The following is a 15,824-nucleotide window of genomic DNA, read 5'->3' on the forward strand; positions in this document are numbered from 1 at the left end:
GCGTCCGCCTCAGGCGCCGAGCGCGGCGCGGACGGACTCCGCCAGCGGGACGGTCGGGCGGCCGATCAGCCGGGCCAGGTCGCCCGGGGTGCCGGCCAGCTCGCCGCGCGCGATGCCCGCGTCCACGTCGACCAGGGCCTCCGCGAAGCCCTGCGGCAGACCGGCGCCGAGCAGGACGTCCAGGTGCTCGGCCGGGGTGACGTTGCGGTGCGCGACCGGCTTGCCGGAGGCCTGCGCCAGCTCGGCGGCCAGCTCGGGCAGGCTCCAGGCGGCGTCGCCGCTCAGCTCGTACGCCCGGTTCTGCTCGCCGCCCTGCAGTAGCACGGCGACCGCCGCGTCGGCGTAGTCCCGGCGCGGGGCGGTGGCCACCCGGCCGTCCCCGGCGCTGCCGACCACCGCACCGCGCTCGACGGTGCCGGCCGCGTCGCCCAGGTAGTTCTCGGTGTACCAGCCGTTGCGCAGGAAGGCGTACGGGAGGCCGGAGGCGAGGATCAGCTCCTCGGTCGCCTTGTGCTCGTCGGCGAGCCGGAAGGTCGCCGCCCCCGGGATGCTGGTGTAGGCGAGCAGGGCGACCCCGGCGGCCTTCGCGGCGTCGACCACGGCGCGGTGCTGCGGGATGCGGCGGCCGACCTCGCTGCCCGAGATCAGCAGCACCCGGTCGCCGGCGGCGAAGGCGCCGGCCAGGGTCTCCGGCCGGTCGTAGTCGACCACCCGGACGTCGACCCCGCGCTCGGCCAGGTCGGCCGCCCGCCCGGCGGAGCGGACGGCCACCGCCACCTCGCTCGCGGGGACCGCGGCCAGCAGGCCTTCGAGGACGAGACGGCCGAGCTGGCCGGTGGCTCCGGTGACGACGTACATGGTGATGCTCCTCTGGACGGGTTCTGGGCTCTGGCCTCGAAACTCACTCTAGGGGTGGCACTAACCTTTCGAAAGTACGCACTTCGAAGTAGGGTACTGACATGAAGGTAAGCACCATGCGGGCAGTGGGCGGGGCCGCGGTCGACACCGTGCCGCCGCCGGCCAACGTCTTCGACCGGATGTGCCCGTCCCGGGGCGTGCTGGAGCACGTCACCAGCCGCTGGGGCGTGCTCGTCCTCGGCGCGCTGCGCGAGCGCGGCTACCGGTTCAGCGAACTGCGGCGGCGGGTCTCGGGGGTCAGCGAGAAGATGCTCGCCCAGACCCTGCAGACGCTGGAGCGGGACGGCTTCGTGCTGCGCGAGGCGCACCCGGTGATCCCGCCCAGGGTCGACTACAGCCTCACCCCGCTCGGGCGGGAGGCGGCGGAGCTGGTCGCGGCGCTCGCGCACTGGTCGGAGCAGCGGGTGCCCGCCGTGATCGCGGCGCGCGAGGAGTACGACGGGCGGGCTACCGCTCCCTGACCGGGCGCTCTGCGATCGGCCGCTACCTGCGCGGCCGCTCCCCGATCGACCGCTACGTGCGCGGCCGCTCCGCGATCAGCGCCGCCAGGCCGTCCAGCACGCGGGCCAGGCCGAAGGCGTACGCGTGGTCCGCGCTGTACGCGCCGCCGTGCGCCTCCCCGGCCGCGGCGCCGACGCGGGCGGCGACCGGGTGCCGCTCGGGGTCGAAGACCCGGGCCAGCAGCTCGGCGTTGGCCTGCCACCACTGGGCGTCGGTCAGCGCGCTGTCCTGCTGGGCGGCCCGCTCGTCGGCGGCCATCCGGGCGCAGGTCTGGACGAAGCCGAGCAGGTGGGTCAGCGCGGCGTCCAGCTCGACGTCGGGCAGTCCGGTGCCCTCCAGGGCGCGCAGCTCGTACTCGTACTTGGCCATCAGGCCCGGGCCGAGCGGCGGACGGCTGGTGGACACGGCGGCGACCCACGGGTGGGCGCGGAACAGCGCCCGGTTGTCGTCGGCGACGGCGGTGGCCCGGGCCCGCCAGCCCGCGTCCGCCGGGGTGCTGCGCGGCATGGTGGCGTAGACCGTGTCCAGCATCAGGTCGAGCAGCTCGGCCTTGCCCGGCACGTAGGTGTAGAGGGCCATCGGGGACAGCCCCAGCTCCTGGGCGACCCGGCGCATGGTGACGGCGTCCACGCCCTCGGCGTCGGCCAGGGCGATGGCGACGGCGGCGATCTCGCCGGTCGAACGGGCCTGCCGGGGGCCGCGCCGGCCCGGCTTCTCCTCGGCGGTGAGCCCCCAGAGCAGGGCGAGGGTGCGCGCCGGGTCTCCGGCACTGCTGCGGTCGGTGGCCATGCGGAGGATCCTCCCACGGGCGGCTGCGGCTACCGTCTCCCCATGACGAGCCCTGAGCCACTTCCCGGCACGGACACCACCCAGGCCCTCCGCTCCCGGGTGACCTGCCGGCGCTGCCACCGGCCGCTGCACGACCCGGAGTCGCGGATGCTCCGGCTGGGGCCGGAGTGCCGGGACCCGGCGGAGCGGGTCGCCCGGTTCGACGTGGACCAGGAGACCCTGCCGGGCGTGTAGGGCCGTCGGGCCGTCGGGCCGTCGGGGCGGGCCTCAGGAACGGGCTGTCAGAGCGGGCCTCAGGAACGGCCGAAGAGCCGGCGGAACAGGCCGGGGCGGGACGGCGCCGGCTGCTCCGGCCGCTGCTCGTGCTGCCGGTGCTGCTGCGGGGGTTCGGGCTCCGTCGGGCCGGGCCCCTCGTCCTCCCCGGCCGCCTCGGCTTCCCCGGCCGCCTCGGCTTCCCCGGCCGCCTCGGCTTCCTCGACCTCCTCGGCGTCCTCGACCTCCTCGGCGTCCCGCGCGTCGGCCTCGTCCAGCAGTCGCCGGGCGAGCTCGCGGTCGGGCTGCTCCGCCCACGGCGCGGCGAGCACCAGGGCGCAGTACGAGCGGAGGATCGTCACCACCCGGCTGCGGCTCGCCTCCGCGCTGTAGTGCAGCCGCTGCCGCAGCAGTCCGGCGACGTCGGCGCGCGCGGCGGGGTGGGTCCAGCCGATCGCGACCAGGGCGAAGCCGGCCGCCTCGACCACCCAGTCCTCCGGGCCGAGCAGCAGGTCGCGCAGCACCCGGCGGCGCTCGGAGCCCTCCCAGGGCTGGTCGGTGCGGTGGTGGGCGATGCCGAGGCAGGCGAAGGCCTGGACGGCGCGCACCCACAGCTCGGGCTGGTGGGCGAGCAGCGCGCGGCCGAGGTCGTCCTCGCGGGGCATCGGCGGGTGGACCAGCACGCCGAGCAGTTCGTCCAGCGGGAGCCCGGCCAGCCGGACGGCGTGGTCGTAGGCGGCGGGGACGGTCGGCCAGACGATCTCGGCGGTGGCGCGCACGAGGTCGGCGCTGGACGGGGCGGGCGCGGCGACGGCCGGGCGCGGGTCGGTGCCGTCCCAGGCCCAGATCCGGGTGGTGGGCTCGGTCAGCGGCAGCCGGGGGTCGGGTGCGCCGACGGACCGGTAGGACACCGTGGAGCGCGGCAGCGCGAGCTGCACGGCCAGCACCGAACTGGGCGGCTCGACGGCGGAGGCGGTGCAGTCGATCTCGGTGTCGCGGCCGGTGCCGGCGGAACCGAGCACCTGGTGCAGCACGTTGACGGTCGCCTCGGTGGCGCCGGAGACCATGCCGAGCCAGGGCTCCCGGTGGCTGAGCCGCTCCAGCAGGTCCTGGGCGTACTCGTGGTCGGGGTGGTCGCGGTGGTGGTCGGCGAGGGCGAGCAGGTGGGCCGCTTCGCCGTCGACGGCGTGGCGCAGCCCGTGCACGGCGGGGCCGGCCTTGGGGTGGCCGGGTTCGGTGGCGAGGACGCGCTCCAGCCAGGGCAGGCCCTCGGCGGGCCGGCCGAGGGTGCCGTACAGCTCGGCGACGTCCACGGCGAGGTAGCTGCTGGAGTTGCCGTCGTCCGGTGCGACCCGGGCCAGTTCGTCCTCCCAGACGGCGAGTGCCTCCTCGGGGCGGCCGTCGGCGCGCAGGGCGTTGCCGAGCATCACGGAGGGCAGGTAGCCGGGGGCCAGCCGGTGGGCCCGCTCGGCGAGTTCGACGGCGCGGGTGGTGGCGCCGAAGCGGCGGGTCAGGCCGGAGGCCATCGCCAGCAGCAGCGGGTGCTCGGGGTGGTGGGCCACCACGGCCCGCAGGAAACGCTCGAAGGGCCTTACGGTGTCCGCTAGTTCGGTGGGCAGCGGGTCCGGCAGCGCTCCGGCGGCGCGGGCCGTCGCCTGGGCGACGGCGTCCGGGTCGACCAGGACGGGCAGGTCCTCGCGGGCGAGCCAGGCGGCGTGCGCCCAGGGGCGGGCCGGCTCGTACTGGATCGCCGAGGCGAGCAGGCTGACGGCGGTGTCCCAGTCCCCGGCGGCGGCCTCCACGTGGGCGCGACAGACGACCGTGCCCAGGTAGACCTCGCCGTCCAGCGGGAACAGCTCGCGGGCCGCGGCGGGGCCGCCCGCGGCGGCGCACAACTCGGCGAGGGCCTCGTGCAGTTCGGGCAGCTGGGAGTCGGCGAGGATGGCGTCGGCGAGGTGGTCGGCGGCGTGGCCGAGGTCGCCGGAGTCGATCGCCAGCCGGGCGACGGCCACCTCGCCCTCGGCCGCCAGCCGCTCGTCGCCCTCGTCGTCGGTGTGCGCCATGCCCTGTCCCCCGGTCGCGCGGTGTTCGGTGGTTCCTCGGTTCTCGTGCGCGGACGAGGCTATCCGGTGGATATGACTGGCGGATGATCACCCCGCGCCGGGCAGGGCGACAACTGCCCCATCGGATACGACTCTTACGAGTGGTTTGGACCGCGGAAGGGTTCAGCTCCGGGGCGGCGGCCACCACGATGGCTCAGGTGCTTCGAGAGCGAAGCACCGTCCACGTCCCGAACCTGCCGAGGAATGATGAAGCTCTCCCGCGTACTCTCCGCACTCGCCTCCGCCGCCGTCCTGAGCACCCTCGCCCTGACCGGCCCGACCGCCGCCCCGGCCTCCGCCGCCGGCTCCTTCGTGGTCAGCGAGGCCCAGTTCAACAAGATGTTCCCGAACCGGAACTCCTTCTACACGTACAAGGGCCTCACCGACGCCCTCGGCGCCTACCCCGGCTTCACCACCACCGGCGACGACGCCACCCGCAAGCGCGAGGCCGCCGCCTTCCTGGCCAACGTCAGCCACGAGACCGGCGGGCTCAAGTACGTCGTCGAGCAGAACACCGCCAACTACAGCCACTACTGCGACACTTCCCAGCCCTACGGCTGTCCGGCCGGGAAGTCCGCCTACTACGGGCGCGGACCGCTCCAGATCAGCTGGAACTTCAACTACAAGGCCGCGGGCGACGCCCTGCACATCGACCTGCTGCACAACCCGAACCTGGTGCAGAACGACCCGGCCGTCTCCTGGAAGACCGCCCTCTGGTTCTGGGACAGCCAGAAGGGCGCCGGCACGATGACCCCGCACGACGCCATCGTCAACAACCGGGGCTTCGGCGAGACCATCCGCAGCATCAACGGCGACCTGGAGTGCAACGGCAAGAACCCGGACGAGCGCAACGACCGGATCAACCTGTTCAAGCAGTTCGTCGGCGTGCTCGGCACCAACGTCGGCGGCGGCAACATCTCCTGCTGACCCGCTACCCCTGCCCCACGGGCCCCTGGCGGCGCTGCCCCCCGGGGCGGGAAATCGGCCGGTCCGACTTCCCGCCCCGGGGGCGAACAGCTGAACGGGGTGGCCGAAATAAATCGGTTGGCGGCCGCCAACCCCTCGGCTACGGTGGCCACATCGGCGGCTCCGCGACGCGCTTCCTTCTCTTCCTCCTCTGACACCCAGTAGCGCGCCCCCTTTCCGCCCCCTCCTTCTTTCCGCCTCCGTGGGGGGATCTCTCCGCATGCCCCGAGCCACCTCGGCTCCTTTCGACGTCAGCGTCGATCTCGATCTCGGTTCGTTCCTGCTCCGCCGGCGTGGCGCCGTCGCCGTCGCCCCCGGGGAGTCGCTCTCCTCCGCCGATCCGTGGAGTGCTCGGGGCCTGCTGGCCCTCGATGCCGACCTGGTCCGACGCGGTTACCTCCTGACCACTCAACTCCGGTCCGCACTGGCCCGGTTGGCGCCGGTGCGACTAGCCGAGCTGGGTGACGGGCTGCTCGCCCGGATCGACCACCTGCTGGGCGCGGACCGCGAGCACCTGCCGCTGTTCCGCCGCTTCCCGGACGCCGTGCCGGACCACGCGCACGTCTTCTACTCCCGGCAGATCAGGGCCTTCCTGCTCAACCAGCCGAACCAGCCGTGCGCGCACTGCGGCCGGCGCGGCGCCGAGGTCGGCGTCGGCGCGCTCGCACCCTGCGCGCACCTGATCTGCGCGCCCTGCCTGGACGCCCTGACCGCCGACGGCCGGGGTGCGCGATGCCCGCTGTGCGGGGCGGAGCTGGCCGAGGGCACGTACCTGGGCGAGGACAGTCCGGCCGGGCGCAAGGCGGCCGAGGACTTCGGCGGGCAGCAGTCCCTGCGCCCGCTGCGGCTGATCGCCGCCGACCAGGTCACCGCCGCGATGGGCGAGTTGGACCGGCTGCTGGCCCGCCGCACCCCGCTCTCCCCGCAGGACCGGGAGGACCTCGCCGCGCTGCTCGCCCACGCGCCGCGGGACCTGCCGCAGCGGCTGCCCGCACAGATCCCGCTGCGCGAGTCCAAGGCGACGGTGCTCGCCGCGCTGCTGGAGCGGGACGGCGCCGACGCCCTACCGGTGCTGGCCGCACGGGTCGACACCGCGACCGACGTGCTGCGACTGCTCTGGGCCCGCTCCGGCGCCGAGCCCGACCTGCTGCCCGCCACCGCGCGGCGGCTACGGCTGCGCAACCTGCCGCGCCCCCTGCGCCGGGGCCTGCTGGAGGTCCTGGAGGGCCTCTCCCCCACCGCACTCGCCGAGGACCTGCGCCGCCACCGCTCGGCCTGGCTGCGCGCGGGCGAGCTGCTGCACCCGTACGAGCACCGGCACCGCTTCCCGAAGGTGACGGCCGCGTTCGTGCTGCTGCGGGAGACGGACCTGCGCACCCATGAGGTCGGCCGGGAATTCGCCGAGCCGCCCGCACCGCTGCGGGTGGTGACGAACGGCGACCGCACCCGGCTGGCGTTCACGGGCTTCGCCGGGCGGGTCGAGTCACTGCTGGCCGCCGGGGACGCCCTCGGCGCGGTGCGGGTGCTGGCCGCGCGGCCGGGCGAGCTGGTCCGTCGGCTGCACCACGTCCTGCGGGTGCACGCGGACGGCGCGCCCGGCGCGGAGCTGCCTCCGGAGCTGCTGGCCACGACGGCGCAAGCGCTCCAACGGGTCGCCCCCGGACCGCTGCTGGGTGCGTACGGTCGGCTGCGCGGGGCGCGCACCCAGGGCGAGCGGCGGCTGTACTTCCCCCGGGGCACGGTCTCACTGGCGCACGCCCGGGCGGACCACGGCACCGTGGTGCCCGCCGAACTGAGCACGCCCGTCTGCGCGTTGATCGAGGCCGAGCTGCTGCGGCGGGGCGCCGCCGACGGCGCGCGGTACGACCGCGCACTGCTGGACGAGGAACTGGTCGACCTGGTCGCGCCGTTCGCCGAGCGGGCCGCCGCCAAGACCCTGGTGTGCGTGCCGCGCGGCAGTCGGCAGCGGCTGCCGGCGGGCGAGCGACTGCGGATGTTCGTGCACTGGATGCAGCCGGAGCACCTGCGGGTGGACCTCGACCTGGCGGTGGCGCTGTACGACGAGCACTGGCGGTTCAGCGGCCTGTGCGACTACACCAACCTGGTGCACGGCGACCGGGCGGCCGTGCACTCGGGGGACTACGTGTCCGCGCCGCCCCCGGACGGTGCGACGGAGTTCGTCGACCTGGACCTCGCCCGGTTGGCGGCCAGCGGCGCGCGGTACGCCGTGGTGATCGTGTTCAGCTACAACGACGTCGCCTTCGAGCAGCTGACCGAGGCCTTCGCCGGATTCATGGACCTCGGTGCGACGCCCTCCGGCGGGAAGCACTACCACCCGAGGGCGGTGCGCCAGCGGCTGGACCTGGTCGGGGACGCCAAGGTGTCCGTCCCGATGATCGTCGACCTCACCGAGCGGCGGTACACCTGGACCGACCTCAACACGGGCGCCGACGGCGGCTTCCACAGCGTGTACCGGCACCAGGCCGAGGTCGGCTCGCTCAGCCGCGACGTACTCGCCCACTTCGGCCCGGAGAACCGGGCCACCCTGTGGGACGTCGCCTGCGCCCGGGCTGCGGCCACCACCGACGAGGTGCACGTGCGCGGCCGCGACGGCGTGCGGCGGTGGCGCCGCCGGGACGGCGAGAGCGTCGGGGCGTTCGCCGACCGGCTGCGGGGGCTGCGGGCGCACGACGGCGTCGGTGAGGCCGAACTCCCGGACGGCGCACGGGCGTTCGTCGCCCTGGTGACCGGGGACGTGCCGGCGCCGGAGAAGCTGTCCGGCACCCTGTACCGGCTGTACCCGGGCCCGGTGGACGCGGCGCCCGAGGAGCTGGAGCGGCTGACGGCGGGGGACCTGGTCGCGGCGCTGGCGCCCCGCGCGGCGGGGGCCGCGCAGCCGTAGCCGGTCGTCGCCCGGTCGTCGCCGGTCGCAGCCGGGCCTCCTGGCCAACACGCGGACGCGGGCGCCCGGTTGCGGGTACGGTCGGGGGCGGATTTTCCGATCGGCCGGCAAGTGGTTGGAAAGGGGGCGCCGTGTTTCCCGGTGTCGAGATCGCGGTGGGGTACGTCTTCGCCTGGGCGGTACGGAAGGCGAAGCTGGTCGCGGGGCGGGCGGACGGCGAGGTCGACCGCGCCCTGGAAGCCGGGATGGACCGGGTGCACGACGTGGTGAGCCGCAAGCTCGGGCAGGATCCGGCGCTGGAGCAGGTCGCCGAGGAGGCCGGTGAGGGCCGGGAGCAGCTCTCGGACGAGACGCGCCAGTGGCTGGCGTTGAGCCTCAACAACGCGGCGAAGAAGGACGAGGAGTTCGCGGCGGCGCTGAAGGCCGCGGTGGAGGAGGCCCGGGCCGCGGAACGGGCCGCCGCCGGGGGCGGGGCCTCGGCCAGCGGCGACGGCATCGCCATCGGCGGCGGTGTGGAGATCCACGCCGAGGGCGGCTCCGTCGCAGCGGTGCGGATCGACGGGCCGGTCACCCTGGGCACCGCGAACCCTCCGCAGCCCGCAAACCCTCCGCAGCCGGGGACGGCCCAGGGCTGACCGTACCCGGTGCCACGACCGTCCCGGCGGACCTCGTCGGGCCGGGGCCCGTGCTGACCGCCACCTCAGGGGGCATCGCGGCCGGGGTGATCGGCCAGGTCCACCACCACGCCCCGCCCCGCCGGGCGGCCGCCTGGCCGCACCAGGTCGGCGCCGTGCCCCCGCAGGCGGCCCACTTCCAGGACCGGGAGGAGTCCGCCGAGCTCACGGCGGCGCTGGCCGGAGGCGGCACGGCCGTCCTCGGCCAGGAGGGGCGGGTCACCGTCGTCGGGCTGGGCGGAGTCGGCAAGAGCCAGCTCGCCGCCCAATACGCGCGCGGCGCGATGCGCTCCGGCGAGGTGGACGTCCTGGTGTGGACCACCGCGACCACCAGGTCCGCCGTCATCGACACCTACGCCCGGGCCGCCGCCGAACTGATCGGCCCCGCCGCGCCCGAGGACCCGGAGCACGCGGCAGCGGCGTTCACGGCCTGGCTGGAGGCCAAGGCCGGCCGGCCGAACTGCCGGTGGCTGGTCGTGCTGGACGACCTCACCGACCCGGACGACCTGACTGGGCTGTGGCCGCCCGCCTCCCCCGTCGGCCGCACCCTGGTCACCACCCGCCGCCAGGACCCGGCCCTGCTCACCGGCCGCCGGCTGGTGACCGTGGGCGTCTTCTCCCCCGACGAGGCCCGGGCCTACCTCACGGACGTGCTCGACCGGCACCCCGCCGGGGAGTTGGACGCGCTCGCCGCCGACCTCGGGTGCCTCCCGCTGGCCCTCGCCCAGGCCGCCGCGTACATCGCCGAACTCGCGGACACCGGCATAACCCCGGCCGCGTACCGGAGCCTGCTCACCGACCGTACGACAGCCCTGCGCGACGCCGCCCCCGACCGCCTGCCGGACGGGCAGGCGCTCACCGTCGCCGCGACCTGGTCGCTGTCGATCGAGCACGCCGACACCATGCGACCGGCGGGGCTGGCCCGGCCGATGCTCCACCTCGCGTCGTTCCTCGACCCCAACGGGATCCCGGACGCCGTCCTCACCGGGGGGCCTGCCCTGGGGTACCTGGCGCGGTGCCGGGGAGGGGGCGCGGCGGAGGAGCGGCGCGGGCTGCTGGCCCGGTTCCGCCGCCGCAGCCGCACCCCGTCGGCGACGGAGGCGGAAGCCCGGAGGGCGCTGAGCGCGCTGCGCCGCCTCAGCCTGGTCGAGCACTCCCCCGACCGCCCGGCCACGGCGGTCCGCGTGCACCAGCTCGTCCAGCGCGCCGTCCGCGACACCCTCGCGAACGAGCAGCGCGACCGGCTCGCCCGCACGGCGGCCGACGCGCTGCTGGCCGCCTGGCCGGACGTCGAGCGGGACACCCCCTCGTCGCCGCCCTGCGCGCCAACACCACCGTGCTCGCCGAACTCACGGGGGAAGCGCTGTACCGACCGGATGCCCACTCGGTGCTGTACATGGCCGGCGACAGTCTGGGCGAAGCCGGCCACGTCGACGCGGCCCGTGACCACTTCGACCGCCTCACCACGCTCACGACCCGCCACCTCGGACCTGATCACCCGCACACCCTCGTCGCACGGGGCCGCCTCGCCGATTGGCGCGGGAAAGCCGGGGACGTGGCCGGCGCGGTCACCGCGCTCACCGAACTGCTGCAGGACGAGCTACGGCTGCTGGGAGCCGACCACCCCGACACCCTTGCCATCCGGAGCAATCTCGCCCACTGGCAAGGCGAGATGGGGAACGTGGCGGGTGCGGTCACCGCGCTCACCGAATTGCTGGCCGACCTGGTACGGGCGCTGGGCCCGGACCACCCCCATACCCTGATCACCCGGGGCGCCCGCGCCGGCTGGCAGGGGGAAGCGGGCGATCAGACCGGCGCAGTCGCCGCGTACGGAGAACTACTGCCGGACCTGCTGCGGGTCCTGGGACCCGACCACCCCCAAACCCTCGCCGTCCGGAACAACCTCGCCCGGCTGCGAGGACAGGCAGGGGACGTGGCCGGTGCGATCTCCGCGCTCGGTGAGCTGCTGCAGGAGCAGCTCCGGGTGCTGGGCCCCGACCACCCGGACACCCTCACCACCCGGGGTGACCTCGCCGAGTGGCAGGGCAGGGCAGGGAACGCTGCCGGAGCCGTCTCCACCTCGAGCGAACTCCTCGAGGACCAACTGCGGCTACTGGGCCCCGACCACCCCGACATCCTTGCCTCACGAAGCAACCTCGCCCACTGGCAGGGCGAGGCCGGGGACGTGGCAGGAGCAGTCACCGCGTACGGCGACCTGCTCCAGGACAGGCTGCGGGTACTGGGCCCCGACCATCCCGAGACCCTCACCACACGGAACAACCTCGCCTACTGGCAGGGGGAAGCAGGGAATCCGACGGACGCGGTCACCGCGCTCACCGAACTGCTGCCGGACCTCCTGCGGGTACTGGGGCCGGACCATCCCAACACCCTGGCCGCCCGGGGCAACGTCGCCCAGTGGTTGAGGCAGACAGGAGACGCGGCGGCTGCGATCACCGCGCTCACCGAACTGCTGCAGGACCTCCTACGGGTGCTGGGCCCCGACCACCCCCGAACCCTCGTCGCCCGGGGCAACCTCGCAGGCTGCCGATGGGAAGCGGGCGATCAGGCCGGTGCGGTCACCGCGCACCTCGAACTACTACCGGACCTGCTACGGGTGCTGGGCCCCGACCATCCCGACACCGTGACCGCTCGGAACAACCTCGCCAGCTGGCAGGAGCTGGCCGAAGAAGCGGCGGGCGGCGAGTGACACCCTGCCGAGCCGGGCAGCCACCTGAATATTTCTTGTCCTGAAATATTCAGGTGCAGTACCGCGTTCCCCTGAGCATCGACGCGGGACAGCCCTGCGCGACGAGAGGAGTGCGGCGCCGTGCGCGTGGAGATCTGGAGCGACATCACCTGCCCGTGGTGCTACATCGGCAAGGCCCGGTTCGAGCGGGCCCTGGCCGCGTTCCCGCACCGCGAGGAGGTGGAGGTCGTCCACCGTTCCTTCGAGCTGGACCCGAACGCCCCGCGCGCGGCCCGCCCGCTCATCCCGCTGCTCGCCGCCAAGTACGGGCTGAGCCTGGACGAGGCCGAGGCCGCGGAGGCCCGGATCGCCGAGAACGCGCGCGGCGAGGGCCTGCCGTACCTGGGCAGCGGGCGGGACGCCGCGAACTCCTTCGACATGCACCGGCTGCTGCACTTCGCCGCCGAGCACGGCCGGCAGGCCGAGCTGCTGGACGCGCTGTACCGGGCCAACTTCGCCGAGGAGCGCTCCGCCTTCGACACCGGGCGGCTGGTCGAACTGGCCGTCGGGGCCGGGCTGGACGGCGAGGCCGCGGCCGCCGTGCTGGCCGACCCGGAGGCGTACGCCGACGCCGTCCGCGAGGACGAGGCGACGGCGAGCGCGATGGGGGCGACGGGCGTGCCGTTCTTCGTGCTCGACCGGCGGCTCGGGGTGTCCGGCGCCCAGCCCGCCGAGACCTTCACCATGGCGCTGGAGCAGGCCTGGGAGAGCCGGGTGCCGACCCCGCTGGTCCAGGTCGGCGCGCCCGGCGACGCCGAGGCCTGCGGGCCGGACGGCTGCGAGCTGCCGCAGCGGTGACCGTCGGCCGCTGATCCTCAGCCGTTGACCGTCAGCCGGTCTTCCCGACGGTCTGGGTGAGCCAGGTGAACACCTGCGGCACCAGCGGCGCCCAGGTGGAGGTCAGGTGCGGGCCGTTGACCTCCACCGGGGTGACGGCGGTCGGCGCCTTGGCGTTCTTCTGGAGCGCCAGGGCGTCCTCGAAGCCGTCGCCCTTCTTGCCCGTCACGTACAGGGCGACGTTGGGCGGCGTCTGCGCGTGCTGGAGCAGGTAGACCGGGTTGGAGACCTCACGCAGGTGCGCGTCCTTGGCGGTCAGCGAGTCCGGTTCCCCCATCGGGTCGTTGTAGCCGGACATGCTGACGGCCGCGTGGAAGCGGTTCGGGTGCGCCAGCGCGAGCCGGGCGGCGCAGTGCGCGCCCGCCGAGTAGCCGGCCACCCCCCAGCTCTCGGGGCCGGGCTCGGCACGGAAGTTGTCGAGCACCATCTGCGGCACGTCGCGCGCCAGCCAGGTCTCGGCGTTGACCTTGCCCGGCACGTCCGCACAGCCGGTGTCGACGTGGCTGCCGAGCAGCACGACGCGCGGCGAGACCAGGATGAACGGCGCGATCTGCCCCGACTTCATCAGCGGTGCCAGCTGCTTGGAGACGTTCATGGTGCCGAACCAGGCGCTGGACGAGCCCGGGAAGCCCGCGAGCAGCTCGACCACCGGGAACTTCTTGTCCTTGTAGGCCGGGTCGTCGTACTGCGGCGGCGTCCAGACCAGCACCTCGCCGTCCACCCCGGAGACCCGGCCCTTGAGCTGGGTCGTCTTGACGTCCTTCGGCACGGCGTTGTCGTCCACCGGCCCGAACTGCTGCACCACCTTGGGCTGGTCCGGGGCGTTCGCGGCCGCCGTGGCGTCCGCCGGGGGCGGGACGGGTACGGCACGCACGTGGCTGCCGGTGCCGAGCAGGTCGTCCCAGTTGCCGTACAGCTGGTTGTCGTTGTTGACCACCACGAAGACCAGCGTCACCGCCGTGACCTGCGCGAAGGCCACCATGAGCAGCCGCGACCCGAAGCGCAGCGCCTGCGGGCCGCGTACCCGGTTCCACAGGTACATCAGCAGGGCGACGGAGATCGGGACGAGGAGGAGCGCGAGGACGAAGAACGGGGTGCCGGTGAGCTTCACACCTGCTGAAACGGGTGGCAACGGGTGTTCGGTTGCACCTGAGGCGGCAGGGAATCCCGCACCGGAAGTCGGCGGGGCCGACTTCCCGCTCCCCGGAGATCGTTCCCGGCCGCAGCGCTTACTTGACCGGAGGCGCCAGGACGGCTGCCAGCAGGCGGTTGGCCAGCGGGCTCGGGGCTGCGAAGTCGGAGCTGAGGTTCGAGACCGAGTACACGGCCCGGACGGACAGGTCGCGGGTGGCGAACATGCCGTTGGCGTAGCCGTCGTCGTGGCCGGTCTTGCCCCAGAGCACGGCGCCGTTCGGCAGCGGCGTGGACATCAGGCCGGCGCCGAAGCACGCCACCTTGTTGCAGGAGGTGCCGCCGACGAACGGGACGGGCTTGCCCCGGTCGTCCTTGGGCAGGGTGAACAGCTCGTTCTGCTGCGCGGCGGGCAGCAGGCGGCCCTGGAACAGCGCGGTCATGAAGCGGTCCAGGTCGGCCGGGGTGGAGATCATGTTGGACGGGGTGCCGCCCTGTTCGCTGACGTCCACCGCCTCGCCCCGGCTGTCGGTCATGTAGCCGTGCAGGTAGGGCCGGGGCATCTCGGGGTCGTCCTCGGGCACCGAGGTCTGGTCGAGGTGCAGCGGCTCCAGGATGCGGTCGGTGACCTCCTCCTTGAAGGAGTGACCGGTGATCCGCTCGATGAGCTCGCCGCCGATCCGGAACGCGAGGGAGTTGTACTCCTGCTCGGTGCCGGGGGCGAAGTGCGGGCCGGGCCACGGGCGGTCGGCGGGGCGCAGGGTGTCCTGGACGACCTCGTCGAAGGTCCGGAAGGTGTAGCGGTTCGCGATCGTGTCGTCGACGCCGGCGTCGGGCTTGCCCTCGTCCACGTCCGGCAGGCCGCTGGTGTAGTTGATCAGCTGACGCACGGTGATCGGCTGGAAGGTGTCCGGGAGCAGGCCGGGCAGGTAGTGCTGGACGGTCTGGTCGAGGTCGATCCGGCCCTCGGCCGCGAGTTGGAGGGTGACGGTCGTCTGGAAGACCTTGGAGATGCTGCCGGCGTGGAAGTGCGCGTTCTCCGGGATCTTGCGGCCGGTCTGACTGTCGACGGTGGAGCCCTTCCACAACTGGCCCGGCTCGCCGACCCGGACGATCGCACCGGCGGAGCCGTCGGCGGGCCGGGTCTGGATCGCGGCCTCCAGGGCGGCGGGGTTCAGCGCCGGGAATGCCGTGGTGGCACCGGAGTTCGGCCCGCTCGCGGCGAAGGCCTGGGCGCCGCCCGCGCCGACGCTGAGGGCGGTGAGGCCGGTGAGGGCGGAGCAGGCCAGGGCGAGGGTGGCGGCGCGACGGGCGAGGGGCTTCATGGGTGGGGCTCCGTGGGATCGGCTCGGCTGGGCGGGTCCTTGCGACGTCGTCCATCCTGCCGAGCCGACCCGGCGTCGGATATCGGGTCCGACCCTGACCGTCCCCTGAGCCGGCCCCGACCCCGCCTCGGGACTCGTCCCTGACCCTGCGTCGGATCGCCGGACGATCCCCGGACTCGGCGGCTCCTGCCGGAGCAGGAAGTCGGACGGGCCGACTTCCTGTCAGTCGTAGAAGAACTGGCGAAGGTCCTCGGCCGAGCCAGGCCCGAAGAGGAAGACCTCCGCCTTGACGACCTCGGCGATGGGCGGCGGGCCTTCCGTCCGGAGGTTGCGGCGCCAGATCTCGCCCTGCTCGCCGACCGCGTAGATGCCGGAGAGCAGTTCGGCCATTCCGGCGGGGCGGGGAGGGACCGCATCGGTGACGGGCGTGAGCTCCCAGCCGCCGGCCCCGGCGGCGAGCCGGAGCGCGGCGGCCCAGCGGGTGATGCGGGCGAGCCGGGCGATCCAAGGGAGTTCCTCGGGCGGGGTTGGACATCCGACCGTCGCGGCGGCGATGTCGTCGATGATCCGGCGTTCGAGGGCGGTACGGATCCACCGGCCCTCCTGGGAGTCCTCGATGGCGGCGCCCCACCACTCCCAGGCAGCGTCCATGCGTCGCGTGAACTCGTCGTGCATGGGGCC

Annotated in this window: 14 protein-coding genes; 8 read left to right on the plus strand and 6 right to left on the minus strand. The window is 74.2% G+C overall.

The features are described from left to right. Nucleotides 1-9: 9 nt before the first annotated feature. Nucleotides 10-858, minus strand: a complete 849-nt coding sequence (locus ACFVXG_RS07830) for an SDR family oxidoreductase (RefSeq protein WP_387925338.1) — start codon at nt 856-858, stop codon at nt 10-12. Nucleotides 859-1,037: 179 nt separating this feature from the next. Here ACFVXG_RS07830 and ACFVXG_RS07835 point away from each other — a divergent pair, with 179 nt between their 5' ends. Next, nucleotides 1,038-1,379, plus strand: coding sequence for a winged helix-turn-helix transcriptional regulator (locus ACFVXG_RS07835; RefSeq protein WP_387925761.1), 342 nt, complete (start codon nt 1,038-1,040; stop codon nt 1,377-1,379). A gap of 52 nt (nt 1,380-1,431) precedes the next feature. On the opposite strand, the gene ACFVXG_RS07840 is transcribed toward ACFVXG_RS07835, so the two are convergent. Continuing rightward, nucleotides 1,432-2,208, minus strand: a complete 777-nt coding sequence (locus tag ACFVXG_RS07840; protein WP_387925340.1) for a TetR/AcrR family transcriptional regulator C-terminal domain-containing protein — start codon at nt 2,206-2,208, stop codon at nt 1,432-1,434. A gap of 42 nt (nt 2,209-2,250) precedes the next feature. Between ACFVXG_RS07840 and ACFVXG_RS07845 the strand changes: the two genes are divergently transcribed. After that, nucleotides 2,251-2,442, plus strand: a complete 192-nt coding sequence (locus ACFVXG_RS07845; RefSeq protein WP_387925342.1) for a DUF6011 domain-containing protein — start codon at nt 2,251-2,253, stop codon at nt 2,440-2,442. 59 nt (nt 2,443-2,501) lie between these two features. Here the strand turns inward: ACFVXG_RS07845 and ACFVXG_RS07850 are convergent, their stop codons facing one another. Further along, nucleotides 2,502-4,523 carry a tetratricopeptide repeat protein gene (locus ACFVXG_RS07850; RefSeq protein WP_387925344.1) on the minus strand — a complete coding sequence of 674 codons (2,022 nt, stop codon included), beginning with the start codon at nt 4,521-4,523 and terminating at the stop codon, nt 2,502-2,504. A gap of 246 nt (nt 4,524-4,769) precedes the next feature. Between ACFVXG_RS07850 and ACFVXG_RS07855 the strand changes: the two genes are divergently transcribed. The 6 genes from ACFVXG_RS07855 to ACFVXG_RS07880 all read left to right on the plus strand — a co-directional run bounded on the left by ACFVXG_RS07855 (nt 4,770) and on the right by ACFVXG_RS07880 (nt 12,648). Next, nucleotides 4,770-5,489, plus strand: coding sequence for a chitinase (locus tag ACFVXG_RS07855; protein WP_387925345.1), 720 nt, complete (start codon nt 4,770-4,772; stop codon nt 5,487-5,489). A 259-nt stretch (nt 5,490-5,748) separates the two neighbouring features. Further along, entirely contained in the window at nt 5,749-8,430 is a 2,682-nt protein-coding gene (locus tag ACFVXG_RS07860; RefSeq protein ID WP_387925347.1) for an MXAN_6230/SCO0854 family RING domain-containing protein, read from the plus strand. A 131-nt stretch (nt 8,431-8,561) separates the two neighbouring features. Beyond that, nucleotides 8,562-9,065, plus strand: a complete 504-nt coding sequence (locus tag ACFVXG_RS07865) for a hypothetical protein (RefSeq protein ID WP_387925349.1) — start codon at nt 8,562-8,564, stop codon at nt 9,063-9,065. Nucleotides 9,066-9,115: 50 nt separating this feature from the next. Then, entirely contained in the window at nt 9,116-10,867 is a 1,752-nt protein-coding gene (locus ACFVXG_RS07870; RefSeq protein ID WP_387925351.1) for an NB-ARC domain-containing protein, read from the plus strand. After that, nucleotides 10,777-11,811 (plus strand): tetratricopeptide repeat protein, encoded by a 1,035-nt coding sequence (locus tag ACFVXG_RS07875; protein ID WP_387925353.1) that lies wholly within the window; start codon nt 10,777-10,779, stop codon nt 11,809-11,811. Before ACFVXG_RS07870 ends, ACFVXG_RS07875 begins: the two co-directional genes overlap by 91 nt. A gap of 120 nt (nt 11,812-11,931) precedes the next feature. Next, complete coding sequence (locus ACFVXG_RS07880) at nt 11,932-12,648, plus strand: DsbA family oxidoreductase (RefSeq protein WP_387925354.1); 717 nt, start codon at nt 11,932-11,934, stop codon at nt 12,646-12,648. A 31-nt stretch (nt 12,649-12,679) separates the two neighbouring features. On the opposite strand, the gene ACFVXG_RS07885 is transcribed toward ACFVXG_RS07880, so the two are convergent. The 3 genes from ACFVXG_RS07885 to ACFVXG_RS07895 all read right to left on the minus strand — a co-directional run bounded on the left by ACFVXG_RS07885 (nt 12,680) and on the right by ACFVXG_RS07895 (nt 15,818). Further along, nucleotides 12,680-13,798 carry an alpha/beta hydrolase gene (locus ACFVXG_RS07885; RefSeq protein WP_387925356.1) on the minus strand — a complete coding sequence of 373 codons (1,119 nt, stop codon included), beginning with the start codon at nt 13,796-13,798 and terminating at the stop codon, nt 12,680-12,682. 118 nt (nt 13,799-13,916) lie between these two features. Further along, nucleotides 13,917-15,143: a serine hydrolase domain-containing protein gene (locus ACFVXG_RS07890; protein WP_387925358.1), complete on the minus strand. Its 1,227-nt coding sequence runs from the start codon at nt 15,141-15,143 to the stop codon at nt 13,917-13,919. 222 nt (nt 15,144-15,365) lie between these two features. Continuing rightward, on the minus strand, nt 15,366-15,818 hold the full coding sequence (locus tag ACFVXG_RS07895; protein WP_387925360.1) for a hypothetical protein: 453 nt from the start codon (nt 15,816-15,818) through the stop codon (nt 15,366-15,368). Between the last annotated feature and the right edge of the window lie 6 nt (nt 15,819-15,824).

Origin of the sequence: Kitasatospora sp. NPDC058162 (assembly GCF_042884005.1) — a bacterium.
In the GTDB taxonomy this organism is placed as follows: domain Bacteria; phylum Actinomycetota; class Actinomycetes; order Streptomycetales; family Streptomycetaceae; genus Kitasatospora.

Coding starts and splice junctions, on each gene's coding strand:
- ACFVXG_RS07835 (WP_387925761.1), top strand. CDS start 1,038: ATGTGCCCGTCCCGGGGCGTGCTGGAGCACGTCACCAGCCGCTGGGGC.
- ACFVXG_RS07895 (WP_387925360.1), bottom strand. CDS start 15,818: ATGCACGACGAGTTCACGCGACGCATGGACGCTGCCTGGGAGTGGTGG.
- ACFVXG_RS07830 (WP_387925338.1), bottom strand. CDS start 858: ATGTACGTCGTCACCGGAGCCACCGGCCAGCTCGGCCGTCTCGTCCTC.
- ACFVXG_RS07850 (WP_387925344.1), bottom strand. CDS start 4,523: ATGGCGCACACCGACGACGAGGGCGACGAGCGGCTGGCGGCCGAGGGC.
- ACFVXG_RS07890 (WP_387925358.1), bottom strand. CDS start 15,143: ATGAAGCCCCTCGCCCGTCGCGCCGCCACCCTCGCCCTGGCCTGCTCC.
- ACFVXG_RS07860 (WP_387925347.1), top strand. CDS start 5,749: ATGCCCCGAGCCACCTCGGCTCCTTTCGACGTCAGCGTCGATCTCGAT.
- ACFVXG_RS07855 (WP_387925345.1), top strand. CDS start 4,770: ATGAAGCTCTCCCGCGTACTCTCCGCACTCGCCTCCGCCGCCGTCCTG.
- ACFVXG_RS07845 (WP_387925342.1), top strand. CDS start 2,251: ATGACGAGCCCTGAGCCACTTCCCGGCACGGACACCACCCAGGCCCTC.
- ACFVXG_RS07840 (WP_387925340.1), bottom strand. CDS start 2,208: ATGGCCACCGACCGCAGCAGTGCCGGAGACCCGGCGCGCACCCTCGCC.
- ACFVXG_RS07875 (WP_387925353.1), top strand. CDS start 10,777: ATGGGGAACGTGGCGGGTGCGGTCACCGCGCTCACCGAATTGCTGGCC.